The 22,671-nt window shown below is 32.2% G+C and carries 31 protein-coding genes; all 31 read left to right on the top strand.

Annotated features, from left to right (window positions below):
- Positions 1-49: 49 nt before the first annotated feature.
- A complete protein-coding gene (locus K324_RS0108080) occupies positions 50-256 on the top strand; it encodes a hypothetical protein (RefSeq protein WP_026748717.1) in 207 nt (68 codons plus the stop codon).
- A gap of 228 nt (positions 257-484) precedes the next feature.
- Positions 485-706 (top strand): hypothetical protein, encoded by a 222-nt coding sequence (locus K324_RS0108075; RefSeq protein ID WP_026748716.1) that lies wholly within the window; start codon positions 485-487, stop codon positions 704-706.
- 17 nt (positions 707-723) lie between these two features.
- On the top strand, positions 724-1,023 hold the full coding sequence (locus K324_RS0108070; RefSeq protein WP_026748715.1) for a hypothetical protein: 300 nt from the start codon (positions 724-726) through the stop codon (positions 1,021-1,023).
- Positions 1,024-1,068: 45 nt separating this feature from the next.
- Positions 1,069-1,263: a hypothetical protein gene (locus K324_RS0108065; RefSeq protein WP_026748714.1), complete on the top strand. Its 195-nt coding sequence runs from the start codon at positions 1,069-1,071 to the stop codon at positions 1,261-1,263.
- Positions 1,264-1,359: 96 nt separating this feature from the next.
- Positions 1,360-2,925, top strand: coding sequence for a site-specific DNA-methyltransferase (locus K324_RS15560; protein ID WP_084533596.1), 1,566 nt, complete (start codon positions 1,360-1,362; stop codon positions 2,923-2,925).
- Positions 2,918-3,616, top strand: a complete 699-nt coding sequence (locus tag K324_RS14585) for a hypothetical protein (RefSeq protein WP_036095356.1) — start codon at positions 2,918-2,920, stop codon at positions 3,614-3,616. Before K324_RS15560 ends, K324_RS14585 begins: the two co-directional genes overlap by 8 nt.
- A complete protein-coding gene (locus K324_RS0108050) occupies positions 3,613-4,953 on the top strand; it encodes a PBSX family phage terminase large subunit (protein WP_026748713.1) in 1,341 nt (446 codons plus the stop codon). The genes K324_RS14585 and K324_RS0108050 overlap by 4 nt, the downstream gene beginning before the upstream one ends.
- Positions 4,943-6,202, top strand: coding sequence for a phage portal protein (locus K324_RS0108045; protein ID WP_026748712.1), 1,260 nt, complete (start codon positions 4,943-4,945; stop codon positions 6,200-6,202). The genes K324_RS0108050 and K324_RS0108045 overlap by 11 nt, the downstream gene beginning before the upstream one ends.
- Positions 6,168-6,911 (top strand): hypothetical protein, encoded by a 744-nt coding sequence (locus K324_RS0108040; protein WP_026748711.1) that lies wholly within the window; start codon positions 6,168-6,170, stop codon positions 6,909-6,911. The genes K324_RS0108045 and K324_RS0108040 overlap by 35 nt, the downstream gene beginning before the upstream one ends.
- Positions 6,912-6,924: 13 nt before the next feature.
- A complete protein-coding gene (locus K324_RS0108035; RefSeq protein ID WP_026748710.1) occupies positions 6,925-8,589 on the top strand; it encodes a phage major capsid protein in 1,665 nt (554 codons plus the stop codon).
- An 11-nt stretch (positions 8,590-8,600) separates the two neighbouring features.
- Complete coding sequence (locus K324_RS0108030) at positions 8,601-9,113, top strand: hypothetical protein (RefSeq protein WP_026748709.1); 513 nt, start codon at positions 8,601-8,603, stop codon at positions 9,111-9,113.
- Positions 9,106-9,594, top strand: a complete 489-nt coding sequence (locus tag K324_RS0108025; RefSeq protein WP_026748708.1) for a hypothetical protein — start codon at positions 9,106-9,108, stop codon at positions 9,592-9,594. Before K324_RS0108030 ends, K324_RS0108025 begins: the two co-directional genes overlap by 8 nt.
- Position 9,595: 1 nt before the next feature.
- Complete coding sequence (locus K324_RS0108020; RefSeq protein ID WP_026748707.1) at positions 9,596-9,928, top strand: hypothetical protein; 333 nt, start codon at positions 9,596-9,598, stop codon at positions 9,926-9,928.
- Positions 9,925-10,407: a phage neck terminator protein gene (locus K324_RS0108015; protein WP_026748706.1), complete on the top strand. Its 483-nt coding sequence runs from the start codon at positions 9,925-9,927 to the stop codon at positions 10,405-10,407. Before K324_RS0108020 ends, K324_RS0108015 begins: the two co-directional genes overlap by 4 nt.
- Positions 10,400-11,440, top strand: a complete 1,041-nt coding sequence (locus tag K324_RS0108010; protein ID WP_026748705.1) for a hypothetical protein — start codon at positions 10,400-10,402, stop codon at positions 11,438-11,440. The genes K324_RS0108015 and K324_RS0108010 overlap by 8 nt, the downstream gene beginning before the upstream one ends.
- A gap of 10 nt (positions 11,441-11,450) precedes the next feature.
- On the top strand, positions 11,451-11,882 hold the full coding sequence (locus K324_RS0108005) for a hypothetical protein (RefSeq protein ID WP_026748704.1): 432 nt from the start codon (positions 11,451-11,453) through the stop codon (positions 11,880-11,882).
- A gap of 13 nt (positions 11,883-11,895) precedes the next feature.
- The gene (locus K324_RS0108000) at positions 11,896-12,288 is read left to right on the top strand and encodes a hypothetical protein (protein ID WP_026748703.1); all 393 of its coding nucleotides are present in this window, start codon (positions 11,896-11,898) and stop codon (positions 12,286-12,288) included.
- A 156-nt stretch (positions 12,289-12,444) separates the two neighbouring features.
- Entirely contained in the window at positions 12,445-14,865 is a 2,421-nt protein-coding gene (locus K324_RS15230; protein WP_026748702.1) for a tape measure protein, read from the top strand.
- A gap of 3 nt (positions 14,866-14,868) precedes the next feature.
- The gene (locus K324_RS0107985; RefSeq protein WP_026748701.1) at positions 14,869-15,558 is read left to right on the top strand and encodes a phage baseplate protein; all 690 of its coding nucleotides are present in this window, start codon (positions 14,869-14,871) and stop codon (positions 15,556-15,558) included.
- The gene (locus tag K324_RS0107980; protein WP_026748700.1) at positions 15,555-15,914 is read left to right on the top strand and encodes a phage baseplate plug family protein; all 360 of its coding nucleotides are present in this window, start codon (positions 15,555-15,557) and stop codon (positions 15,912-15,914) included. Before K324_RS0107985 ends, K324_RS0107980 begins: the two co-directional genes overlap by 4 nt.
- The gene (locus K324_RS0107975) at positions 15,904-16,689 is read left to right on the top strand and encodes a hypothetical protein (RefSeq protein ID WP_026748699.1); all 786 of its coding nucleotides are present in this window, start codon (positions 15,904-15,906) and stop codon (positions 16,687-16,689) included. Before K324_RS0107980 ends, K324_RS0107975 begins: the two co-directional genes overlap by 11 nt.
- Positions 16,649-17,041 (top strand): hypothetical protein, encoded by a 393-nt coding sequence (locus K324_RS0107970; protein WP_026748698.1) that lies wholly within the window; start codon positions 16,649-16,651, stop codon positions 17,039-17,041. The genes K324_RS0107975 and K324_RS0107970 overlap by 41 nt, the downstream gene beginning before the upstream one ends.
- On the top strand, positions 17,038-17,556 hold the full coding sequence (locus K324_RS0107965; protein ID WP_026748697.1) for a Gp138 family membrane-puncturing spike protein: 519 nt from the start codon (positions 17,038-17,040) through the stop codon (positions 17,554-17,556). The genes K324_RS0107970 and K324_RS0107965 overlap by 4 nt, the downstream gene beginning before the upstream one ends.
- Positions 17,557-17,567: 11 nt before the next feature.
- Complete coding sequence (locus K324_RS0107960; RefSeq protein ID WP_026748696.1) at positions 17,568-17,945, top strand: hypothetical protein; 378 nt, start codon at positions 17,568-17,570, stop codon at positions 17,943-17,945.
- Complete coding sequence (locus tag K324_RS0107955) at positions 17,933-19,060, top strand: baseplate J/gp47 family protein (protein ID WP_026748695.1); 1,128 nt, start codon at positions 17,933-17,935, stop codon at positions 19,058-19,060. Before K324_RS0107960 ends, K324_RS0107955 begins: the two co-directional genes overlap by 13 nt.
- A complete protein-coding gene (locus tag K324_RS0107950) occupies positions 19,050-19,697 on the top strand; it encodes a hypothetical protein (protein ID WP_026748694.1) in 648 nt (215 codons plus the stop codon). Before K324_RS0107955 ends, K324_RS0107950 begins: the two co-directional genes overlap by 11 nt.
- A 9-nt stretch (positions 19,698-19,706) precedes the next feature.
- Entirely contained in the window at positions 19,707-20,681 is a 975-nt protein-coding gene (locus K324_RS16230; protein ID WP_026748693.1) for a gp53-like domain-containing protein, read from the top strand.
- A gap of 148 nt (positions 20,682-20,829) precedes the next feature.
- On the top strand, positions 20,830-21,408 hold the full coding sequence (locus tag K324_RS15220) for a coiled-coil domain-containing protein (protein WP_051354422.1): 579 nt from the start codon (positions 20,830-20,832) through the stop codon (positions 21,406-21,408).
- Complete coding sequence (locus tag K324_RS0107935; RefSeq protein ID WP_026748692.1) at positions 21,409-21,618, top strand: Thoeris anti-defense Tad2 family protein; 210 nt, start codon at positions 21,409-21,411, stop codon at positions 21,616-21,618.
- Positions 21,619-22,143 (top strand): glycoside hydrolase family 108 protein, encoded by a 525-nt coding sequence (locus K324_RS0107930; protein WP_026748691.1) that lies wholly within the window; start codon positions 21,619-21,621, stop codon positions 22,141-22,143.
- 1 nt (position 22,144) lies between these two features.
- Positions 22,145-22,671: N-acetylmuramoyl-L-alanine amidase family protein (locus K324_RS0107925; RefSeq protein WP_026748690.1), on the top strand; the 527-nt coding region annotated here is incomplete at its 3' end.

Here is a 22,671-nt window from a genome sequence, read left to right as displayed (position 1 = left end):
TTGAAAAAGATTTACAAAAATCATTTTAAGGCGTTTAAGGAGAAATAAAATGGCAGAATTAAAAGAAGGTATTTTGAAACTTTTTAAGGAGCATTATGGGATGACAGATGAAGAAGCTCAAGAATATTACAAGGAACAATTTGAAATAGTAAAGAAAACAGCAGTAAAAGAAGAGGTGGAATGGTTAAGGCGAGAATGTATGGATGTACTGGATGAAGTAAACAAAACAGGGAAAGTTCCTGAACTTATATTTTAAAGTAAGAGAAAATAACAGTTGTGAAAAGTCGTTTTTATTAGAAATATGAATTTTTATTGAAAATAATAGATCCAGGGTAAAACCATTTTGTTGAAGTCAACAAAAAGCATATTGCTGATGTCGGCAAAATGGTATCAAGAACGTTTGGATGATGTTGGGAAAACGATAGATTAGGAGAGTGAAAATGAAAAAATTATTATTAGGAATTACAGTAGGAGGGATAAAATATTGGAAATAATAATAAGAATTATAAATGCACTAATCACAGCAACAGCTACTTTAATGCTGGTAAGATACATCTATGGATTAGTTGTTGCATTTAAAAACAAGATAAAAACATTTAAATTCAACATAAGCAACTTGATAATATTTTTGATTGCTATGATTGTAAATCTATCTGTGATTTACGGATTGATTTGGATTATAAAGTTTTTTGCGATTAGAGTATAAAAAACAATGGAGATAATATGAGAATATATTATAAAAAAATGGATGAATGTAAATTTAAAAAACTAAAAAAATTAAGAGAATCAGCAAAAAGAAGATTGGAAAAAATTGAAGAAAAAATAAACAAAGAAGAACATACAAAAGCAACTATGATAGCAATCGAAGCAACGAAAAAATCAGAAATTGCCAGAATTAAAGAGATGTTATACGAATCTGCTAAAAAGAACACGTTTTTGGATATGGAACACGAAGAATATGAGGAGAAATTGAGAAAAGTTCTTCGAGAATATTTAGAGTTTTTAGAAGAAAATTATTTATAAAAGACTTGAAAATATAGAAAAAATAAGGTATAATTAGGAGGTAATGTGAATAACAAGGAACTTACACAAGAAGATGTTAACGAACTTTTAAAAGATAAAGAAGTTTTGTATTTATTAGAGGATTTAGCAGAAGCTAAGCGAATAAATGTAGATATTGACATCAAAATTTTAATAAAAAAAGGTAAAATATTTAAAAAATTTTATACCACAAGAAAATTAATAAATAACAGGGCAAAGTAACCCAAAGATTTGGTGAGCCACTGAATAGATAGATTAGAAATAGTCTATTTGTTTAGTGGCTCTTTTTTTATCTAAAAATCAAAGAAAGGGGGCAAAATGAAAATCGAGAAAATAAATATTAACGAAATAATAGAATATTCAGGAAATGCAAAAGAACATCCTGAATGGCAAATTGAACAGATTAAAAACAGTATTCGAGAATTTGGATTCAATGATCCGATTGCAATTGATGAAAAAGGCATAATAATCGAAGGACACGGAAGATATTTGGCATTAAAAGAACTTGGATATACAGAAGTTGAAGTAATCAGATTAAATCATTTAACAGAGGAGCAGAAAACAGCTTATGCTATTGCTCACAATAAATTAACTATGAATACAGAGTTCGATATTGAAAAATTGCAATATGAATTGAATAAGTTGGAAGTGAATGGATTTGATTTGGATTTGTTAGGTTTCGACGAAGCGGAGTTAGAAGAAATAACGGAAGACGAAATCGAAGAGACGGAAGAAGACAGAACTGAAATTATTGAAGATGATTTAGAGATAGTTGAGTCTAAAAATATTGTAATAAAAACAGGAGATTTAATTGAGTTAGGAAACCACAGATTAATGTGTGGGGACAGCACTAATTTAGAAGATGTAAAAAAATTGATGAATGATAAAAAAGCACATCTAGTCTTCACTGATCCTCCGTACGGTATGAAGAAAGAGAAAGACGGAGTTACAAATGATAATTTAAATTATCATGATTTACTTAATTTTAATAAAAAATGGATTCCTTTATCATTTGGAAATCTAAAAGAAAATGGTAGTTGGTACTGTTGGGGAATAGATGAACCTTTAATGGATATTTACTCCAATATATTGAAGCCAAAAATAGAAAATGATGAAATAACATTCAGAAATTTGATAACCTGGAACAAAGGAAACGGACAGGGACAAAATTCAGAACTTACAAGGATGTATGCCACTGCTGATGAAAAATGCCTATTCGTTATGAATGGTGTACAGGGATTTAATACAAATTCAGAAAATTATTATGAAGGATGGGAACCGATCCGACAATATCTTGCAGAAGAAATAGAAAAATGTGGTGGAAGCAAGGCTTGGAAAAAAGCATTGGATAATCAAATGGGAAAACATTATTTTACAAAAAGCCAGTGGGTATTTCCGACCGAAGAAAATTATAAAAAGTTACAAAAATACGGAAAAGAATATGGAACTTTTCAAAAAGAATATGAAGAACTGAAAAAAGAATACGAGAAAATAAAAAGCAAATTTTATGCTTCAAGAGCTTATTTCAATAATACACACGATAACATGAATAATGTTTGGACGTATGAAAATAGCTCAGTTAAGCAAGCGGAATTTCAAGAAGAAAAAAAAGAGGCTGGAGGACATACGACCCCAAAACCTCAATTTATTTGTTGTAGGGCTATAAAAAGCAGTAGCCGAGAAAACGAAAGAGTATTAGATCTATTCGGAGGTAGTGGAAGCACATTGATAGCTTGTGAACAATTAAACAGAAAAGCGTATTTAATGGAATTCGAGCCAAAATGGGTGCAGACAATAATAGAAAGATATTTAAGATTTACAGGAGAAAAAGAAATAAATATAAATGGAAAAACTGTAAATTGGGAAGAATATAAAAATGGATAAACAAGATTTGCGGGATCTGTTAAGAAAAGAATATGAAAACGGCGTAGGAATCACAGAACTGTGTCGAAAATACAATCAAAGTATTAATACAGTCAAGAGCTGGAGAAAAAGAGATGGCTGGAAAAAAAAGCAGATAAATGCACCCTTAACTAATGCACCCCCTAAAAAGAAAACTGCACCCCGAAAACAAAAGGGTGCAAATGAAAAAGAAATAAAGATACAAATGGATATTTTGAAAGGCAAAAGCAAACAGGAAATAATGTCCGAATATGGCATTTCAGAACGTACTTATAGCAGAAAAACAAGAAATGCAAGAGAGTTGAGAAAAGAGCGTACAGAAAAATATCTTGAAAAAATCGTCGAAGAAGTTTACAAAGGCGAATTATACAGGATACTAAAAGGGACAGAAACCGCAAAAGCAAATTTAGTAGTAAGAGCAACTAAAGAAATAAATTCACAAGAAATGGATACTAAAAAAGTACAAGAATACGAAAAAGCGTACACAACTATTAAAAAAATGGGAAACGATTTAATGCGAACTGGAAAAATGCTGACTGCTTATGAGGTGCTGGAGATTGATAGACAGCTTGCTGAAGAGGAAATATCAAGAGAGAAATTAGAAATTGAAAAAGCTAAGACTAACACAGATAAGATTGATAACAAAATAGAAATCGAGCTGATAGACGTATGAGAATAAAGACTAAAATAAATAGACATTTCAAAGATTTAATAAAAGATAATGAAAATCATATATATTTTATGCTTGGTGGATATGGAAGTGGAAAATCTTATGTTGCAGCCTTTAAATTGATAATAAAATCAGCAACAGAAAAAAGAAAAATCTTAGTAGTAAGACAAGTAAAAGAAAATTTGAGAGGGAGTTGTTTTGCTGATTTGACAAGTGCCATTGAAACGTTAGGATTGGAACAATATTTTTATATAACTACAAGTCCGCTTAGTATTAAATGTATTGCTACTGGAAGCGAGTTTATTTTTAGAGGATTAGACGATGTAAGAAAAATTAAATCAATTAAAGACATCGACACTATTTGGATTGAAGAATGCGATGAAATTGATTTTAAATCATTCAAAGAGTTGAAAAGTAGATTAAGAAGTATTAAAAATCGCAACATTATGATTTTAACCACAAATCCAAACGAATATGGTGTATGGACTTATAAATATTTGGTTGGACTATTAAATAAATTTAATATGCAAGAAAATGATATTTATGAGAAAAGGATAATAAAGTTAAAAGATGTAACACAATTAAAAAACGGAAGTATATTTACAGAAAATATATATTTACATCATTCAGTATACACAGATAATAAATTTTTACCTGACAACTTTATAGCAGACTTAGAAACTGAAACAGATAACTATTTAAGGGCGATAAAAACACTAGGAAGATTTGGAAGTGCAGGAGATACGTTATTTAGAAATTTACATCATATGGAACAATCAAGGATAGAAAAATTGATTGAAGGCAAGTGGAATAGATTTGCTGGATTCGATTTTGGTTTTAGCAACTCGTACAACGCAATAGTAAGAGTTGTGATAGACGAGGAATTGAATGATTTGTATATCTACGAGGAATTTTACGATAATCATTTAACCGATGCGGAAATGTTAGAAACTGAAATGATACAGAAATTGATAAATGACGGAGAAGTTGTTTGTGCAGATAGTGCAGAGCCGAAAGCAATCGCTTATTATAACATGAACAATGTAATGATTAACCCTGTCAAAAAGACGAGCGATATAAGCAAGGCGGGAGTTAAAAAGATACAATCGTTTAGAAATATATTTATTGATAAGAATGTATGTCCGAATACATACAGGGAACTAACGGAAATGAAGTGGTATTTTAATAAAGATGGATTAATAGCAAAGAACCCTAAAACTCAAAAGCCGTTCAATATTGACCCGCATTCATTTGACGCTATCAAATATGCACTAAGTGATTACACGCCATATATATTAAATAAACATTATTACAAAGAGGAGGTGGATAATGAGACTTAATATTTTTTCAAAAGGATTTTGGAGTACCAGGTCACCAGTTACGTTATCAGAATTTATAAATAATTATTCTCTTGGAGACGAAGATCCTGAAAAGTTTTTGACCCAGCTATACAAGAATCCGTTTACATCTAGTGCAATAACAAGAATAAATGAAGCAATCAACAATTTGAAATGGGGAACTTATAAAAAAGGATATAGCGACAACGTGAAAGATGTAAAAAGCAGCTATGTGCTAAATACATTGCAAAATCCTAATTCCTTGCTTAATACAGACCAATTTATAAATTATTTTGCTTTGTATTATATTTTGTTTGGAGAACTGCTTGTAATGAGAGTTGATTTATTTACAAAAGCTGAATTGATTTTATTTAAAAAAGGCTCTTATCACATTGAATACGATAACGAAAATGTGTTGAACGGAATTAAATCAATAAGAATTAACAACAAGGAATACAAGGGCGAAGATTTAAAAATGTTTCACTATATAAAAGGTGTGAATGTTTATGATAATATCGCTGGAGCAGGATACGGAATAAGCAAGGTGCAATCATTAACGGCTTTGCACAATTACTGGTGTTACATAATGCAGTGGAACAACAGCATATTAAAGAACGGTGGCAAGAGGAATCTTATTATTGTTGTCAAGAAATTCTTAAATGCTTTTAAGAAAAAAGAAATCAAGAATGAAATAGAACAAAATAGTGGTTCTAGGAATGTAGGGAAAGCACTTATCTTGGATGGGGAAGGTGCTGAAATAAAAGAGGCAGACTTTTCTCCACAGGACTTTGATTTTTTGAATGCTATGGACGAGATACGGAATACTACTGCGGCAGTAATGAATGTGCCAAGTATCTTAATTGGGGACAGAACAAACAGTAAATTCAGTAATTACAAGGAAGCAAAAAAAGATTTGTACACTGAGAATATATTGCCACTAGTTGAGCAGATAGCTGAATATCTTAACAATATTATGAAAGATAAACTAGAAAGCAATGAATACATTGATTTTGATACAAGTACGATTGGAGTGCTCAAAGAAGACAGAAAAGAGAAAATGGCAATGCTTAATAATCTTAGTTATTTAACGATAAATGAGAAGAGGGCAGAGCTTGAATATCCACCTGTTGAGAATGGAGACGATATTTTGATAAGTACATCAATGACACCACTCAAAGAAATATACGAAGATGTAAAACCAGTTGAGGAGGATAGGGATGGCGAAGAAGAAGCAGAAAACGAAGAAAGTTAAGCTAACTAACTCGCAAAAAAAGATACTTGCAAAAAGGCAGTTGAAAATGCGGAACAGATTGATATTGAAGCAATTTAATAGATTAAGATTAGTTTTCAAACAATTACGTGGAGAAATTGATGTAAATGAGCAGATGTTTTTAAGCGAGTTCGCTTGGGAAACATTTAGCAGTCAATTATTCAATGAATTAAAAAAAGGAATACTTGAAACAGTAAGTGAAACATCTAATTTTTTAATCACACATCGTGGCATTGATGAAAAATTAATTCCAGCTGTAAAAAATAAAACTTTGAAAATGTTTGGGAAAAAAGTAATTGCTGAAAAAGTAACTAATATAAAAGATACAACAAAAAAAATATTAAACAAAGTTATCGTTTCAGGACAGGAAAAAGGGCTTAATATTCGTGATATTGCTAAGAATATAACAGAAAAAGTAAAAAATATGGAAGAAAAAAGAGCAATGGTTATTGCAAGAACTGAAACAGCCGCTACTGCAACAATGACTTATTTGGAAGGGCTTATAAAAGCAGGACTGCCAAAAACGTGGTGGCACGTTGGAGGCGGAAAAACAGACAGACAGACACATTTAGATCTTGACAAAGTGACAGTTGAGGACGCCAGTAAGCCGTTTTCTAATGGAATGATGTGCCCTCATGATTTAAATGCAGATGTAAGTGAATTGATACGTTGTCATTGCGAATTAGTGTAAAGGAGGAGGTAATATGGATAAATTTCAAAAAAGTGTCGAAATGATTTTAAAAAAGGACACAGAGGAAAAAGGAATAATTGAAGGGCAATTGGTAACACATAGTGTTATTGACAGCTATGGCGATTATTTCGATAAAACAGCACTTGATAAAGTGGATAAGGATAAGACTTATTTCTTGTTGCATATGCACGATTGGAGTAAGGAAATCGGAACTTTGAAAGTTTATCAAGATGAAACTGGAAATCTTAAATTCTCGGCTAAACTTGATTTGTCAACAGATGAAAATGGTAATGCAATAAATCAGGACGCTCAAAAAGTTTATTCAATGATGAAAAACGGAGCAAATTATGAAATGTCAGTTGGCGGATTTTTGAAGCAAAGAGAATTTGGGAGAGTCCAAACTGACAAAGGAGAAGTTGACGCTAGGATAATTAAAGAAATTGAAGTTGTGGAAGGCAGCGTTGTATTAAAAGGAGCAGTACCAGACGCAACGGTGGAAACAGTAAAAGGCAAAAATATAAATAAAAATGAAGGAGATGATAATATGCCAAAAAATATTGAAGATTTGGAAAAAGGGATGAACCAAAACACAGAGGACATTAAAAAAGCAAATGAAGATTTAACTGGAGCTTTGAAAAAAAATAAAGAGTTGGAAGAAAAAATTGACAAGGCAAATGAAGAACTTGAAAAAATGGGAAAAACATTAGACGAAGTTATGAAAAAAGGTGTCGCAAATCCTGAAACAGAAGAGAAAAAAGAAACTGAAGCATTGCAAAAATTTCTAAGAACTGGAGAAGCTGGAAATTTAAGGGTTGCCAAAGCAATATCTAGTACACAAGTTGCCGTATTAATTCCGAGTGCCTTAGAAAGAGAAATTTTAAAAGAAATAAAAGAAAATTCTCCATTTTTGTTTAATGCAAGAATTTATACAGGTAAGGAATCCTACAGAAGAGTACCAATTAGAAATGAAATAACTGCTAAAAACCAAGCTGTAAAAGAAGGTATCGGAAATACTCAAAGTGGAGAAATAAGTTACACATATATTGATATAAAAGCTGGGAAAAGACAAGTTCCATATCCATTGACAGATGAAGCTAGGGAAGATGCGTTTGCTGATTTAGTTGGCGAAATTAAAGAAGCGGTTGCAGAAGATTTTGGAATAACGTTAAGTGATTTAACAATAAACGGAACATATAATGAAACAGCAGACCAGTTTATTGAAGGGTTTATGACAAATGCTGATGTAAAAGCCAATGCAGTAACATCTGTTACAGCTGGAAAAGTAACTTGGGAAGATATGGTAAAACTTGAAACAGGAATGAAAAAACAATATAGAAAAAATGCCAAATATTATGTTTCCACAAAAATGTATGAGGAAATGAAGTTGTGGAAAGATACAACGGATAGACAATTGTGGAGTACAATCCATAACGGTGCAACAATGATATTTAATGGTTATGAAGTAGTTGTTGATGAATTTTTAGATGATATAGCAACTGGAAAATTCCCTGCAATATTCTGTGATTTCAAAAAAGGTTATGGATATTACATAAAAAATGATTTTGAACAAGAAACAAACAGAAAAGTAAATGAAGGGATTACAGAAATTTATACAAGAATAAGAATCGGAGGAAAAGTATTAAGACCAAATGCTTTTAAACCGTTAAAAGTAAAATAGAGGTGGTTTGAATGCTGATAACAGTAAATGACTACGAAAAAATAACAGGTACAACCTTAGCCGATGACGAAAAAGCTAGGGTTGAAACCTTGCTTAGTGTTGCAATTAGTCAGATTGAAAATATGGCTGGATATAAATTAGAAGTTGAAACGCTCACAGAGGATTATGATTATAATAAGCGGATTTACTTAAATAAACGTCCAGTTGTTGAAATTGTAGGCATTAATTCCAACGATGAATATAAAAGTCGTGGGAATTATATTGAGTTTGTTAATTTTAGTAATTGTGCTTGCAATACAAAAGAAAAAGAAATTGAAGTAACTTATAAGGCTGGATACGATGAACTGCCTGATTGGTTAAAATATGAAATATGTATGCTCGTAAACGATTTTATAAACAGTATGGATGAAGAGGCTAGCAAGTATAAAACTTATAAGATTGATGATATTTCTTATTCATTTGTGGATTTCATAAGTAACAAAAGAGAAAAAATCGAAAGTATTGCGAGGCGAATATATGGCTGAAATTGTATATGAATTAGAGGGATTAGAGAAGCTGGATAAAGAGCTGAAGTATTTGCAAACCCACGCTGTTAAAGTAGGTATTTTAGGCGATGATGGCGACAAAGAAAGTGATGAGTCAGAAGGAACAACAGTTTTGGAATATGCTTTGTATAATGAATACGGAACAAAAAGAGGTATACCTGCAAGACCATTTTTCAGAACATCAGTTGCAACTGACGAAGCTCAAAAAGAAATTAAAGATTATATGAAATCACAACTAGAATTAATAATTGCTGGAGAACTAACAGGAGAAGAGGCTTATAATAATTTAGGGAATTTTGTGGTTAAAAAAATAAAAGATACGATTGATAAAGGTGGTTTTACAGCATTAGATCCTAAAACTATAAAATTAAGGGAAAAAAGAGGGAATAATTCGACAAAACCGCTTATAGATACTCATTCACTTTATGAATCAATCACTTATCAGATTGTAGGTGTATAAAATGGGACATAAAACATTTATTCCAAAAAGATTTTTTAGTAAATGCAAAGTATCAAAAAAAACTAGCGAATGGATTAATTCAGAATTAGTTGAAATTGATGAAAGTGTAGAATTTGAAGGATCAGTATTCAATCTTAACAGGCAGGATATAAAAATGCTTGTTGAACAAGGAATACAGATTACTTTGGACAGTAAAAAAATATACTGCTATATAGATATAGACTTGAAAAATAAAATTGAATTCGAGGGAAATAACTATATTGTAACAACAGCAAAAAACTATATGAAACACGATGAACTTAGAATTTATTATATTGAAAGGGTGCAAGAATGAAAAACGAAGTATTGAGAAAATTGTTAGCCAGTTTTGTAGATTTCCAAGTTATTCGTGATAACTATGTAGCTAAAAAGCCAACAGAATGCGCTGTTATGCATACAATAAGTCTTAATAAGTCGGCATACAGTGCATATAGAACTGTTGAAATAACAGATACGCAAATCAAGGAAAAGGCTTTGAGATTAGTTATTGCTTATTTGCAATTTGATTTTTATGCACCAACACAGTCAAGAGCAGAAGAAATGGCTAGCGAATTACTTGAGGTTATAGTATTTAAGAAAAGACACGACTTGATTAGGAACGGATTTGGATTAAGTGATGATGATATAGAAATAAAAGATTTAACTTTCCTTGAAGGAAGTCAGTATATTTATAGATTTAGTTTTGATGTAGAAATGAACTGGCGAGAATCAAGCGAAAGAACTAGAGAATTAATAAAAGATGTAGAAGTAAGAACGGAGGTAAATAATGGCTAGAAGAAAAATAAAAGTAGTAGTAAATAGACCTAAAAAGCCTTTAATGATGGGAGATTTTAGTAAAATTTTATTTATTACTAAAGAAGCAGACAAGGACTATAAAAGATATACGACTTTAAAAGAAGTGGAAACAGATTTTGGAAATACTTCTTTGATGTATAAAGGGATAAATACATTCCTTTCACAAGAGGATTTTGACGGCAATAGATTGCAGCCTGAACAGTGGTACTGTGTAGGAAAAACAACACCAAACGAAGTGTTTTTAAATAGTTTACCAGAAGGCGAATTTTATGGAGTTGTAGTAACTTTCTATGATAAGGCATTTATTGTTTTGTTATCTAAGTATCTAACAAGAACAGGAAAATTTGGAGTAGTTCTTAATACAGACGGAGAAAAAACGCCACTCAATATTAGAGAAAGCAAAAGAATTTACTACATGTACGGAACTGATGGAAAAGATAATCTTGATGTATTCGGTTTGCCAGCGTGGACATTTGTTCAAGGGATAAATGGGAGATGGGCAGATAGAAGAATATTAGGAGTAGACCCAAGTTGCAACGATACAACAAAATCATCAAAACTTGATGAAATGTTTATCAATTATACAGAGAGCGTAGTTGGATTCAATGCAGTAACAAGTGGTTCGTGGTGTGCCGACGGAATAACTCACGCAGACCAAACCATTAAAATAGATGCTATAACTCATGCTGTGGATACTAATTTACACAGATTATTAATAATGCGTAAAAATACAACAATGGACTCCGATGGACTTCCGAGTATTGAAGACACATTGATAAGAACAATGACAGAGTTAGGAAAACAAGGAGCATTTGCAAAGAGTAATAATGGAGAGTATTTATTTAAAGTTACTGTTCCAAACATAGAAGATACATCAGCAACTACAGGCTTAACTGTAGATGACTATATTAACAGAGTTCTAAGAAATGTAAAGATTGATTTTACGTTATCAACAGAAATTGAAGAAATAGACGTTGAATTAGTATGGCATGATGAACCAATAACAAAATAGGAGGTAGAAAATGGGAAATAATTTTTTAGAAAAGTCGATTGATTTAAGTAAAGTAGACTTGATTATTACATTTCCAGGAATAGGAACATATATGATTAAAGAAGCCAAAGAAATAATAAATAATGCAACAGAAGACTCTCATACAATGGGAGACTCTGATATAAAAGGGAACGTTCCGACAATTCAAACGAGAGTTACTAAAAGAGAAATAAAAGTTACAACGATAAAAGGAAGTGACGATGATATCTTTTTAACTAAGTGCAACAAAAATCCTGACAGTAAACTCGGAACATGTACATACATCGACAACACAGGAATGAATAAAATTGTCGGAGAGGGACGGGGACTATCCGTTCAAAAAGGCGGAGAAAGAAAAAACAATACAAAAGATGTTGACATCGAATACACAATTCAATGTGCGAAATATGATGAAAAAGTTTAGGAGGATATGAAAAATGGCGAACAAAACAAATGAAAAATCGGGAGAAAGAGAAACAGAACAAGAAAACAATGTTTTTATTGATAATTTGGGAAGATTAAACATTAAAGGGCAAGAGATATATGTGGATTCGGAAGGAACTTTGAAAGAATTTGATTTTAGATTAACTAAGCCGCAAAATTACCAAATTTACACAAATGCCTTATCAAAATTTTTAACAGATAAGGATGTACCAACATTTGCAGCAACAGTATTACCAAAAATGGTAGAGAAGCCAAATGAAGCAAGAAAAATTAATTTTTTTGAATACGATGAGGAGGCTTTGTTTGAATTAGTTGCAGCTATTATGGATTATATGGGGAAGTCCAAAGAGAACAAGAAAAGGAAATTGAATATGACCTTGAAATAGCCAGTGAGCAATATGAAAACCCAATGATTAAAATGAAATGGGAATTTATTGTAAAAAGGAAAATAAAAGACCCTAACATTGTCTTAGATATGGATAATGTTAGGTTTTTCCAATGGTGTAGGGCAATAATGGATTTTGAGGAAGAGGAGAAATAAAATGGCTGGTGGAAATAAGTTAGAAATATTAATGAATTTCAAATCAAATGATAGTCCTTTGAACAAATTAAAAGCAAAAATGCAATCTTTATTACCAGCCGCAACTAAAGTTGAAGAAAAAGTGTCTAAAATTGGAAATAAAGTTGGTGGTTCTGGGTTGGAAAAATTAAAAGCAAAAATGGCTAGCCTTATTCCTAGTGCTACACAATTGCAAAATAAAATTAATGGCTTAGCGAACAAAATTAAAAATTTTAGATTTGAAAATATCACAAACAGTCTAATCAATGGAGTTGAAAGAATTCCGTTGGTTGGTAAAAAGGTAGCTCAAGGATTGGATGCAATTCGTGATAAATTTAATAGTTTGAGAGGTGTTGGAAGTTCGTTGGGCAATCTTTTTCCAAAGTTAGGAGAAAAAGTAAAAGGAGCATTTAAACCTGAAAATTTAAAAAAATTTGCTTCAGCATTAAAAGATATTGGAAGCAAAATCAAAGGGATAATTGGCAAACTAGGTGGATTGTTAGGTAAATTAGGAGCAATTGGTGGTGTAGTTGGTGGGCTTAGTTTTGCAGGGATAGCCAAAGCGTCTGACGAAAATTCACTTAGAAACTCAAGACTTGGAATGGTAACAAATGATGTTGCTGGATTGAAACAAAAAACTTTTGTAGCTTCTCAGAGCAGTGGAGCGGATTATGGCGCTCAACTGGATTCGATTGCTAAGTTAAAAATGCTGACAAAAGGATTATTCAATGATAATGAAGCAGTTAAATTTACAAGTACGTTGGATAAAGCATTTAAAGTATCAGGAACTGGAGCAGAAGAGGCAAAATCAGCAATGTATCAGTTAAATCAGGCAATGACTTCAGGAAAATTACAAGGGGATGAATTTAGATCAGTTATGGAAAATGCACCGATATTGACTCAAAAGATAGCGGAAAGCATGGGAGTATCTATGGCACAGCTTAAAAAATTAGGTTCAGAAGGGAAAATAACATCTGATGTAATTAAAAAAGCCGTTTTAGGAAGCGCCGATGATATAGAAGCAAAATATAATCAAATGCCATTAACTTTTGGTAAAGTCTGGCAAAATGCACAAAGTGCAGGGCAACAGGCTATGGATGGATTACTGACAAAAGTAAATCAGCTGTTGAATACTCCTATGGGGCAGAAAATGGCTCAAGATTTACAAGGGGCATTTACTGGATTTGCTGGAATGGCTAACGGAGCATTAGATGGAATATTAAGTATTTTTGGTAAATTAAATTTTGCTCCATTGTTAGAACCTTTAAAAGGCATAGGACAAACTATATCTCAAGCGTTTAGTGGAATTGGTGGAGAAGGACTTACAAATGGAATTGCAGGAGCATTAAACGGCATTATTTCTCTTGCCGGAAAAGTTGCAGGAGTAGTTGGGCAAATGATAAGTGGTATTAATTTTGGACAGATAAGTCAAATATTTGGAGACATCATGAATGCTTTCAACTCATTTTGGAGTTCGCTTGATTTAGGAAGTATTGGGAATATGCTTAGTATGGCTTTTAGTGGATTTATGCAAATTGTAACTATGCTAACGCCAGCACTCGCTCCAATCTTGCAAACGCTTGCCGTAATCGTTAATTTGGCAATCCAAATTGGAACAGCTTTAATGCCTATTATCAGTATTGTGTTACAAATAGGAGCTGTATTAATTTCTGCAATAGTTCCAATTGTTCAAATAGTGATTGGAGTGTTTGCTGGACTTGCTGGAGTTGTAATTGGGGTGTTTTCAGCAATAATTGGAGTAGTTGCAAGTGTTATGGGAGCAATATTGGCTGTTGTTTCAGGAGTGATAAATTCAATTGGTGCAATTGTTAATAAGGTTGCGGTATTTTTTACTCAAGGATTTAATAAGGCAAAAAGCGTTGCTCAGGGAGTAATTAATGCAATTAAAGGATTTTTTGACGGATTGGCTGGAAAAGTAAGTGAAATTGCTGGAAAAATTGCTGGAATGTTTAAAGTGAAACCACCTTCTTGGCTTGGATTCCTTGGTGGCGGAAAAGGACGTTATATTGGGGATAAATCGTGGGAAGGTGGACCAGTTACAGTTGCTGAAAAAGGTGCAGAAATGATTAGATTGCCTAGCGGACAACAGTTCTTGGCTAACGAGGAAATGACTATGAACTTGCCACAAGGTACAAGAATATCCACAGCTGAGGCAACTAGAAGAATGATGAGAGACCAATTTGGAAATTCTTCTAAAAAATCAATTGACAGCAAAAAATCAAGTTCTGGCTCAAGCAAAACCAGTGGTGGAAATAATCAATACACATTTGCACCAACTGTGGTTATTGAAAATACAGGTGGAGATACTAAAGATTTAAAAAGAACAATTAAAGAAATCTTGAGAGAGTTCTTTGAGGAAAAATTTATAGCAATGGGAGGTTAGGCAATGGATTTTAGCAGTTTGAATGCCAGTAAGGAAAAATTAAAAGGCAATTTTTTTGGAAAAACGGCTTATGAGGGAGCAAAAAATAAAGGTTACAGTATGGGCTTGAATAGTTTTTTGGGAACTGCTGGAGCAACTGCTTATGGCATTGCTCTCGCCTATCCCAATGAAGTTAATAAATTTTTTCAAGATAGATATGGCTATACACTTTTTGAAGAGGCTGAAAGATGTAAAATTAATGATATTCCACTTGAATGGGTACAAATTAAAAGCGATGAGAGAGGGAGTAGTGTCAAAACGCACTCACTCGAAGATAGGGATAGCACATTAATAAGTAGCAACGTTTCACACAGCAATAGAAAATACAGCATTTCAGTAATTTTAACTGATTTGGTAACAAAAAACGCTGAAAGTGTTTATGAACAGATAGTGGAACTATGGCAAAAGAAAACACTTTGTACAATTTCAACTGTTGAAACGATAGAAGACATGATTATCACTAAAGTTTCAAGAAGTTATAAAACACAGACAGCATTGGAATTTGAAATTGATTTTGAAGTGCTGGAATTTGCTTATTTAATGAGAAAAGGCGATATTTTAAGTTCAGAATCAACCACATTGAAAGAGGAACAAAAAACAGGTGTAGCAGGAACCAAAACAAGCAATATTGAGTATAAGGGGTTTTTGAAATGAGAATAGAAATAGATAAAAATAAAATCCCTTACGTATTTACATTTAAAAGCGGCAGCGAAATTTATTTGCTTAGAATAAAGCATTTCAAGACAAATAATCGTATTTATCTGGATATTATGAATGAAGACGGGGAAATGCTACTTAAGAATGAAAAACTTGTGTATGGGCGTCCAGTTGGCTGGTTTATGGCAAAAGATGAAAATGGAAATATCAATAATGATTTTCTGAATTGCTATATTGTGCCACTTAGTTTTGATAAAAAGGAAGTTCCAATCACTTTTGAAAATTTTTGTGAAACTGTATTTTTAGAATATTTTGATATGGAAGATGATGAGGAAGAAAACGATGCTGAATAAATTATTTTTAGAAAGAACTGAGTTGAAGATTGAAACAGATGACGGCGATTTAAACTTTGTTTTTCCAAAAGATTATAATTTGACAGATCCAGCGATAATAAATGGAGTTGAAATTAAATGGAGTTATAAGTCTGTGGATGAAGAACCAAATGAGTTTGATATCGAAATAAAAGGCTTGACAAATACAACGATTGCAAAAATTAAATTAAAGGACGATATAAGGCTCGTTGCTGGATATGGTACGGACATAGGAGAAGTTGCGAGTGGTATTATTACTAGAAAAGAAGTAGAAAAAGGAACTTTGAAATTAAAATGTCGTGAAGTTCCAGCAGACTTCAAAAAATTAGTGAGTGCTGCTTATGCCCCAAATACAACAGCAAGCACAATAATTAATGACTTGGCTAGCAAATGCGGATTTACTGTGAAACAATGCGAACTTAAAAATGATAAAGTTTACAGCATTGGCGAAAGCATACTGGGAAGTGGATTGTACGAAATAGGGCAAATCGTGAAAGACTGTGATAGCCAGATGACTACAAAAAATGACTTTATTTATATTTATCACAACGAAATCAACACAGAAAAAGTTATCAAATTGAGTTATCAAAGCGGACTTCTAGAAGAGCCAAAACCTCAAAATGTTGAAGAAATAAGCTATAAAGTGGAAAAGAAAAAAGAAAGTAAATCAAATAAAAAAGGAAGCAAAAAATCTTCATCAAAAGGGGGTAAAAAAGTTGGAAAAACAAAAGGGAAAAACAAAGCAAACAAAAAATAATGCTCCAAAATCAGATAAAGGGAATAAAAACGAGAAAAGTAGCAAACAATCTAAAAAGTCCGAGAAAAAAGAAGAGATAAAATATGATTATGAAGTAAAATGCCTGTTAATCTATTATCTTAAAAAAGGCGATTTGATTGAACTGATAAGCAATGAAATATCCACTATATGTCAAATTGTAGAAATTGCTGATATAAGTGATTTCAAAATGACTTTGAAAGTTAGGGTTGTTAATAATGAATCTGATGTTAAGAAAAATAATGCCGAAATCAAGAAAATTGAAAAAGAAGAAAATAAAAAAGGAAAAGTTGCTCAAGTAAAAAGAAATAAAGGAAGAGGAAGAAGAAGATGATAGAAGAATATATGAAATCAATGTTGGGTAAAATCGACACTTCTTTAATAGCAGAGATAACAAAAATACATCCTAATGGATTTGTGGATGTAGAGCCGTTGGCAGAGTTCAGAGAAGTTAAATTGCCTCCGATATTACATGTCCCGATGTGCCAGTTAGGAAATAGAAATATCAATATAAAAATCAATTTTAAAACAGGGGATAAAGTTCTTGTTTTAATTTGTAGCAGAGATATAAGTGGTTATATCACAAAAGAAGTAAGCACAGTAAATACAAACAAAAGGCATAATTTAACAAATGCTATCGCTTTGCCAATTTTAATTCCTACTGATCTAACAGCTATTGACATTCCTGAAAGCATTGAAATTAACGGGGATGTGATTTTAAATGGAAATTTAACAGTTAGTGGAGATGTAAATATTTCAGGGACTTTAACGGTCGGAGATATTAAGGCAAAAAGCCTTGATACAGAAAGTGGAGTTAGTAAGGGCAGAGTTCCTTATAATCATCCGTAGGAGTGTGATTTATGGACGTAAAATTAAATAATGCAACTGGAGAATTATATGTTGAAAAGGGAGATATACAATTTTTTGGAGCAAAAGAAAAATATTTTGAAGTTATACAGCAAATTGTTTTAATGCTGCATATTCGTGAGGGAGAACTTGAATACGACATAAAATATGGACTAAATTTTGAGAAATTATTTGGTACACACGGAAATGAAAATGAAGTGTTAGAGCATATAAGAGATAAGATATACAACAATTTTAAGGATTATTTAAGTAGATGTTATGTTGAAGTTTACGAATACGAAAACAGACATCTTAAAGTAAATATTGGACTTATTTTTAACGATAACAAGTCGGCATTGATGAAAGGAGTTGGGATTGGTTGGCGAGAATAACAGTAAATACAGTACAGGATAATATGAATATCTTGAACAACGAATTAAAAACGTTGCTAAAAGACGACTTCTCTAATGACAAACGGAGTGCTTGGTATATGCTTATGTATCCTGTAGCAAGGCTTTTGAGAGAAAAAATGGAAAGACAGCAGATACAAGCAGAAAAGATGAATTTACTTAACTGCGAGGGCATAGAAATAGACGAACATTTGGCAAATAGTCCATTTTTCTTTAAGAGAAAGCAAGAAAGCCATGCTACTGTTAAAATTGAACTAATAGGAGGATTGAACGTTGCACTTGAAGCAGGAGATGTGATTGTTGAAGCAAATGACGGAATCAGATACACGCTTTCGGAAAATAGAATTTTAAATAATAAAACTACTTTTGAATTTACTTGTGATACAGCAGGAGAGCAAGGGAATAAAGAGGTTGGAAGCATTATTAAATTAGTTAAAGTTATAAATGGTGTTTATGATTTCAAACAAAATGAGATCGCAGCAGGTGGACAGGAACAGGAAAGTGACAACGATTATATAGAGCGTTGGTTTTTAAGTCGTAATGAAAGCGAATGGAATTTGGACGGAATTAGAGCAGAAGTGTTAAAACAGGAAGGTGTTAAATCTGTTTATGTTGATGAAAACAAAACGATGCAAGTTGACAGCAAAGGATTAGAGCCAAAATCAATTGTTCTGATAGTAGACGGCGGACGTAATGAAGATGTCGCAAATGCTATATGGAGAAAAAAGGATCAGGCTATTCAAATGAACGGAGATACTGTTGTAACTGTCAGGGATAATCAGGGAATAGACAGGGAAGTGAGATTTTATAGACCGAAAAAGAAAAAAGTGGAAGTAAAAATTGAATTTCAGAAAGCAGATGGTGTAAATATTCTTGAGGAAAATTTGAAAGAAATCGTGAAAGAATATTTAGAATCTGTAAAAGTAGGAGAATATATAACATCTTATAAGTGTGAGAGCGAATTTATAAGAACGGTGTATTCGGCTGATAAATTATTGAATATAGATATTACTTTTAAATTCAAAGAAACTCCTGGAATAACTTTTGAAAAAGTATTAAAGCTAGGATTTAATGAGGTGACTGAATATGCAGAGTAATTTTGATTATTTGATGTCAAAGTGTCCGTGGTGGCTAAAAAAAAACCAAAATGTAAAATCTCTTTATATGGCAATATCCAAATTATTTGATGAAGTCGATAAAATTTATAATTTGTTGGAAAAACAACATTTAATAGACTACGCAAATGGAGAATTTCTTGATGATTTGGGAGAAAAATTTGACGTTTCTAGGAATGAGCAAGCTGACGACAGGTATAGGAACAGAATCAAACTGGCTATGAGAAAATACAAGTTAATTCCAAACTTGGAAACAATAAGCAATATTGGAGAAATGTTTACGGGATTAACCCCAGCAATTGAATTAAACAAAAACAATGAGCCAGCACAATATGATATCAAATTTATAAGCAACAAAGATTATGATTATTCTTTAATTGATGAATTAGATTTGAATAATATTGTAGGCGGAGGAGTAAAGGTAAATACACATAAATGCTTGGATAATTATGTAGTCGGAATGAGATTTGGAAGCAAAACTTTAGGACAAAGTGTAATTAAAAATGAAGTCAAAAGAAATCCAGTTTGCAATTTTGCATATTCAAGATTTGGACGGTTTGGACGAAATAATTTAGGACAATTTGATATAGGAGAGGAAAATATAATCAATTTAAAATAGGAGGTAATAATGGCTAAATTGACAAAATTCAAGGCACAACAGGTTGAGTTTCCGACTCATTATAAAGTGGAAGATACAAATAGAGGAGATACTAAGATTAAAAACATAATTCCAGCTTTTGGAACTATAAGAGAAAACGGAACTCCTGAAACTGAAGAAATATATAACGGATTGCAGCTTGGAAGTGTACATACTTTACAAGCGAACAAAACAACAAACTTAAATATAGATTATTATGTTTGTAATTTGGATGGTTTAACAGAATTTGGATTAAATAATGATTTAAAATTAAGAGTCAATGTCGATAGCGAAAACACAAACACAACAACAAAATTAAGACTTAATAATGTTGATTATACATTGTTAAAAGAACACAACGGAACTTTAAAACAAATAGAAGCAGGAGATTTTAAACCAAACAAAAGTTACGAATTAGTATTTAATGGAAGTCAATTTGTTGTGATAAATATTATGGAATACGGCACAACAGCAGACACAGCCCTCGAAGGCAACCGCCTCGCTGAAATAATCGGAATAGAATTTGGCGGAAACATACAGGACACAGGTAACAAAGTTAAAGGCAAATTTTACTTTGATAGTGTAACTAAGTTCTATTATGAATGTATAGAGAATACAAATTTGACATATAACGATGCTACAAAATTTAGAGCAATTTCTAATAAGCCAATTTCAGACAAATTGGAAAATTTGTTCAGTTCTGAAAATACTTATTTCAAAATAGGAACGATGATAATTCAATGCGGAAGAAATGAAATCCCGAATGGATCTGGAGAAGAGGGGACAAGATTCAGATTTCCGAAACCTTTCAAAAACTCCTGCCTTGCAATTACAGCTAATGATGTAGGAGGGGGAGCGAGGTCAGTTGCTGTAAGCCCTGCCTCAACCTCGGAGTTCAAGGCTTGGGCGAGGTTCGGGAAAGATTTTTCAGGAAGCATTTTCTACTGGATTGCGATAGGATTTTAAGCACAAATTAAAGTTGGCCCAAAATAAAATTGACTCAAAGTCCCTAAAAATGGGTATTAAATTTTTTAAAATTTAATAACAATTCGTACTAATTCCCAAATTAGTACAGAAAAAAATCATAAAAATAAAGAATAAGGAGTGATAAAAAATGACAACAGTAATATTTATTTACTTGATAGCAACGATGGAAAATATCGCACAGCCGATGACGACAGGAATAGAAAATTTTAAGGAAAATCCGACGTTATTTTATCCTGACTGGAATGAGGAAACAATGAAATATTCTACTGTGTTGCTTCAAAATCCAGTTATAGACAGCGAAACTGGAGAATTACGGGAAATGACTGAGTTTGAAAAAGTTAAGGCTGGGAAAAGAGTTTTGGATGATGGTTCTTATCTCGATGAAACTAGCAAAACAATTGTTACAGTAGCAAAGCCGAATGAGTACAGTGTATGGGACAGAGATAACAATGTTTGGATAGAAGATAAAAATTTGAAATTACAATATTTAAAAAGTGAAAGATACAGTAAACAAAAAGAATTTGTAGATTTAAAGAAAAAATTATCTGAGTTAGAAGATGAAAAAACAGAATTTGAAAATGAAGGATTTCCTGCTGATGAAACAGAGGCTAATATTGCTGAAACAACCGAAAAAATGGATAATTTGAAAAAAGAGATTGCAACATTGACAAAAGAAATTAAAAAAGTAGAAAAGGAAGTGGCATAGATGAATTTTGGGAAAGCATTTGAAGAAGTAAAAAAAGGAAAAGCAATGAGATTGCCGCAATGGAGCAAGGATGTAGTGATAAAAGCACAATTTCCTGACAAAAACAGCAAAATGACAGCTCCATATCTATATGTGGAATCCAGATATGGTAGGGTACCTTGGAAAGAAACTATGATTGAATTATTTAGTGAAGAATGGGAAGTGATATAAATGGACAGATTTGACAAATTTTTAGATTATATCTTCAAAGTTGAAGGCGGTTACACTAATGATAAAAATGATAAAGGTGGAGCAACAAACTTTGGGATAACACACGAAGACGCTAAGACGTATCTTGGCTATACTGGAGATATGAGAAAATTTAAAAAATCAGATGCAGAAAGAATTTATGAAAAAGTATATTATCGTGGAAATCATATTGATAAAATAGCAGATGATAAAGTGGCTCTTTCAATTTTTGACTGGAGTGTAAACAGCGGGAAAAAAGGAAAGGAAAAGGCACAAATTGTGGCAAATAAATTTGGTGCAAATTTAACAGTAGACGGAATAATTGGACCTAAGACAATTGAAGCTATTAATAAAATAAATCCTGAAAAATTTCTAAAAGAGTATCATGAAATGCAAAGAAATTTTTATAAATATTTAGCAGCTAGGGATAAATCACAGCACGATTTTTTGAAAGGCTGGTTAAACAGGGTTGAAAGAAAAGAAAAATTTATAAAGGAGATGTTTTAAAATGAGAAAAGTAATATTGAATGTAGGACACGGTGGAGTGAAAAAGGATCCAGGAGCTTGTGCAAACGGATTTGAGGAACACGCTTGGAATAAAAATTTCGTGAATAGCTATATTGTACCTGAGTGCAAAGAGCAAGGTGTAGATTATGTCGTAGTATATCAGGATTATTATTCTAAATTACCAGACAAAATTAATAATTTAGCAAACAAAGGGGATATAACTTTGTCATTTCATCTTAATGCAGCTGAGAAAATGGCTAACGGAGTTGAAATGCTATTCTGGCATACTTCCAAAAAAAGCAAGGAATTGGCAGAATATATGCAGGAGGCTAATATTGAAGCAACGCATTTGAAAGACAGAAAAATCTTACCACGTGTAAGAGGAGATAGAGGTTGGACATTGTTATATAAAACAGTAACCCCTTGTCTTATCGTTGAAAGTGGATTTATAACAAATAAAAATGATATGGAAGTATTAGAAGCAACAAAAAAGGAACTGGCAAAATATTATGTAGCGGCGGTAAAAAA

The organism is Leptotrichia trevisanii DSM 22070 (assembly GCF_000482505.1).
Taxonomy (GTDB): Bacteria; Fusobacteriota; Fusobacteriia; order Fusobacteriales; family Leptotrichiaceae; genus Leptotrichia; species Leptotrichia trevisanii.
The sequence above is the reverse complement of the archived record's forward strand: the minus strand, read 5'-3'. Positions and strand labels throughout refer to the sequence as shown.

Coding starts and splice junctions, on each gene's coding strand:
- K324_RS0108080 (WP_026748717.1), top strand. CDS start 50: ATGGCAGAATTAAAAGAAGGTATTTTGAAACTTTTTAAGGAGCATTAT.
- K324_RS0108070 (WP_026748715.1), top strand. CDS start 724: ATGAGAATATATTATAAAAAAATGGATGAATGTAAATTTAAAAAACTA.
- K324_RS15560 (WP_084533596.1), top strand. CDS start 1,360: ATGAAAATCGAGAAAATAAATATTAACGAAATAATAGAATATTCAGGA.
- K324_RS14585 (WP_036095356.1), top strand. CDS start 2,918: ATGGATAAACAAGATTTGCGGGATCTGTTAAGAAAAGAATATGAAAAC.
- K324_RS0108050 (WP_026748713.1), top strand. CDS start 3,613: ATGAGAATAAAGACTAAAATAAATAGACATTTCAAAGATTTAATAAAA.
- K324_RS0108045 (WP_026748712.1), top strand. CDS start 4,943: ATGAGACTTAATATTTTTTCAAAAGGATTTTGGAGTACCAGGTCACCA.
- K324_RS0108040 (WP_026748711.1), top strand. CDS start 6,168: ATGGCGAAGAAGAAGCAGAAAACGAAGAAAGTTAAGCTAACTAACTCG.
- K324_RS0108035 (WP_026748710.1), top strand. CDS start 6,925: ATGGATAAATTTCAAAAAAGTGTCGAAATGATTTTAAAAAAGGACACA.
- K324_RS0108030 (WP_026748709.1), top strand. CDS start 8,601: ATGCTGATAACAGTAAATGACTACGAAAAAATAACAGGTACAACCTTA.
- K324_RS0108025 (WP_026748708.1), top strand. CDS start 9,106: ATGGCTGAAATTGTATATGAATTAGAGGGATTAGAGAAGCTGGATAAA.
- K324_RS0108020 (WP_026748707.1), top strand. CDS start 9,596: ATGGGACATAAAACATTTATTCCAAAAAGATTTTTTAGTAAATGCAAA.
- K324_RS0108015 (WP_026748706.1), top strand. CDS start 9,925: ATGAAAAACGAAGTATTGAGAAAATTGTTAGCCAGTTTTGTAGATTTC.
- K324_RS0108010 (WP_026748705.1), top strand. CDS start 10,400: ATGGCTAGAAGAAAAATAAAAGTAGTAGTAAATAGACCTAAAAAGCCT.
- K324_RS0108005 (WP_026748704.1), top strand. CDS start 11,451: ATGGGAAATAATTTTTTAGAAAAGTCGATTGATTTAAGTAAAGTAGAC.
- K324_RS0108000 (WP_026748703.1), top strand. CDS start 11,896: ATGGCGAACAAAACAAATGAAAAATCGGGAGAAAGAGAAACAGAACAA.
- K324_RS15230 (WP_026748702.1), top strand. CDS start 12,445: ATGGCTGGTGGAAATAAGTTAGAAATATTAATGAATTTCAAATCAAAT.
- K324_RS0107985 (WP_026748701.1), top strand. CDS start 14,869: ATGGATTTTAGCAGTTTGAATGCCAGTAAGGAAAAATTAAAAGGCAAT.
- K324_RS0107980 (WP_026748700.1), top strand. CDS start 15,555: ATGAGAATAGAAATAGATAAAAATAAAATCCCTTACGTATTTACATTT.
- K324_RS0107975 (WP_026748699.1), top strand. CDS start 15,904: ATGCTGAATAAATTATTTTTAGAAAGAACTGAGTTGAAGATTGAAACA.
- K324_RS0107965 (WP_026748697.1), top strand. CDS start 17,038: ATGATAGAAGAATATATGAAATCAATGTTGGGTAAAATCGACACTTCT.
- K324_RS0107960 (WP_026748696.1), top strand. CDS start 17,568: ATGGACGTAAAATTAAATAATGCAACTGGAGAATTATATGTTGAAAAG.
- K324_RS0107950 (WP_026748694.1), top strand. CDS start 19,050: ATGCAGAGTAATTTTGATTATTTGATGTCAAAGTGTCCGTGGTGGCTA.
- K324_RS16230 (WP_026748693.1), top strand. CDS start 19,707: ATGGCTAAATTGACAAAATTCAAGGCACAACAGGTTGAGTTTCCGACT.
- K324_RS15220 (WP_051354422.1), top strand. CDS start 20,830: ATGACAACAGTAATATTTATTTACTTGATAGCAACGATGGAAAATATC.
- K324_RS0107935 (WP_026748692.1), top strand. CDS start 21,409: ATGAATTTTGGGAAAGCATTTGAAGAAGTAAAAAAAGGAAAAGCAATG.
- K324_RS0107930 (WP_026748691.1), top strand. CDS start 21,619: ATGGACAGATTTGACAAATTTTTAGATTATATCTTCAAAGTTGAAGGC.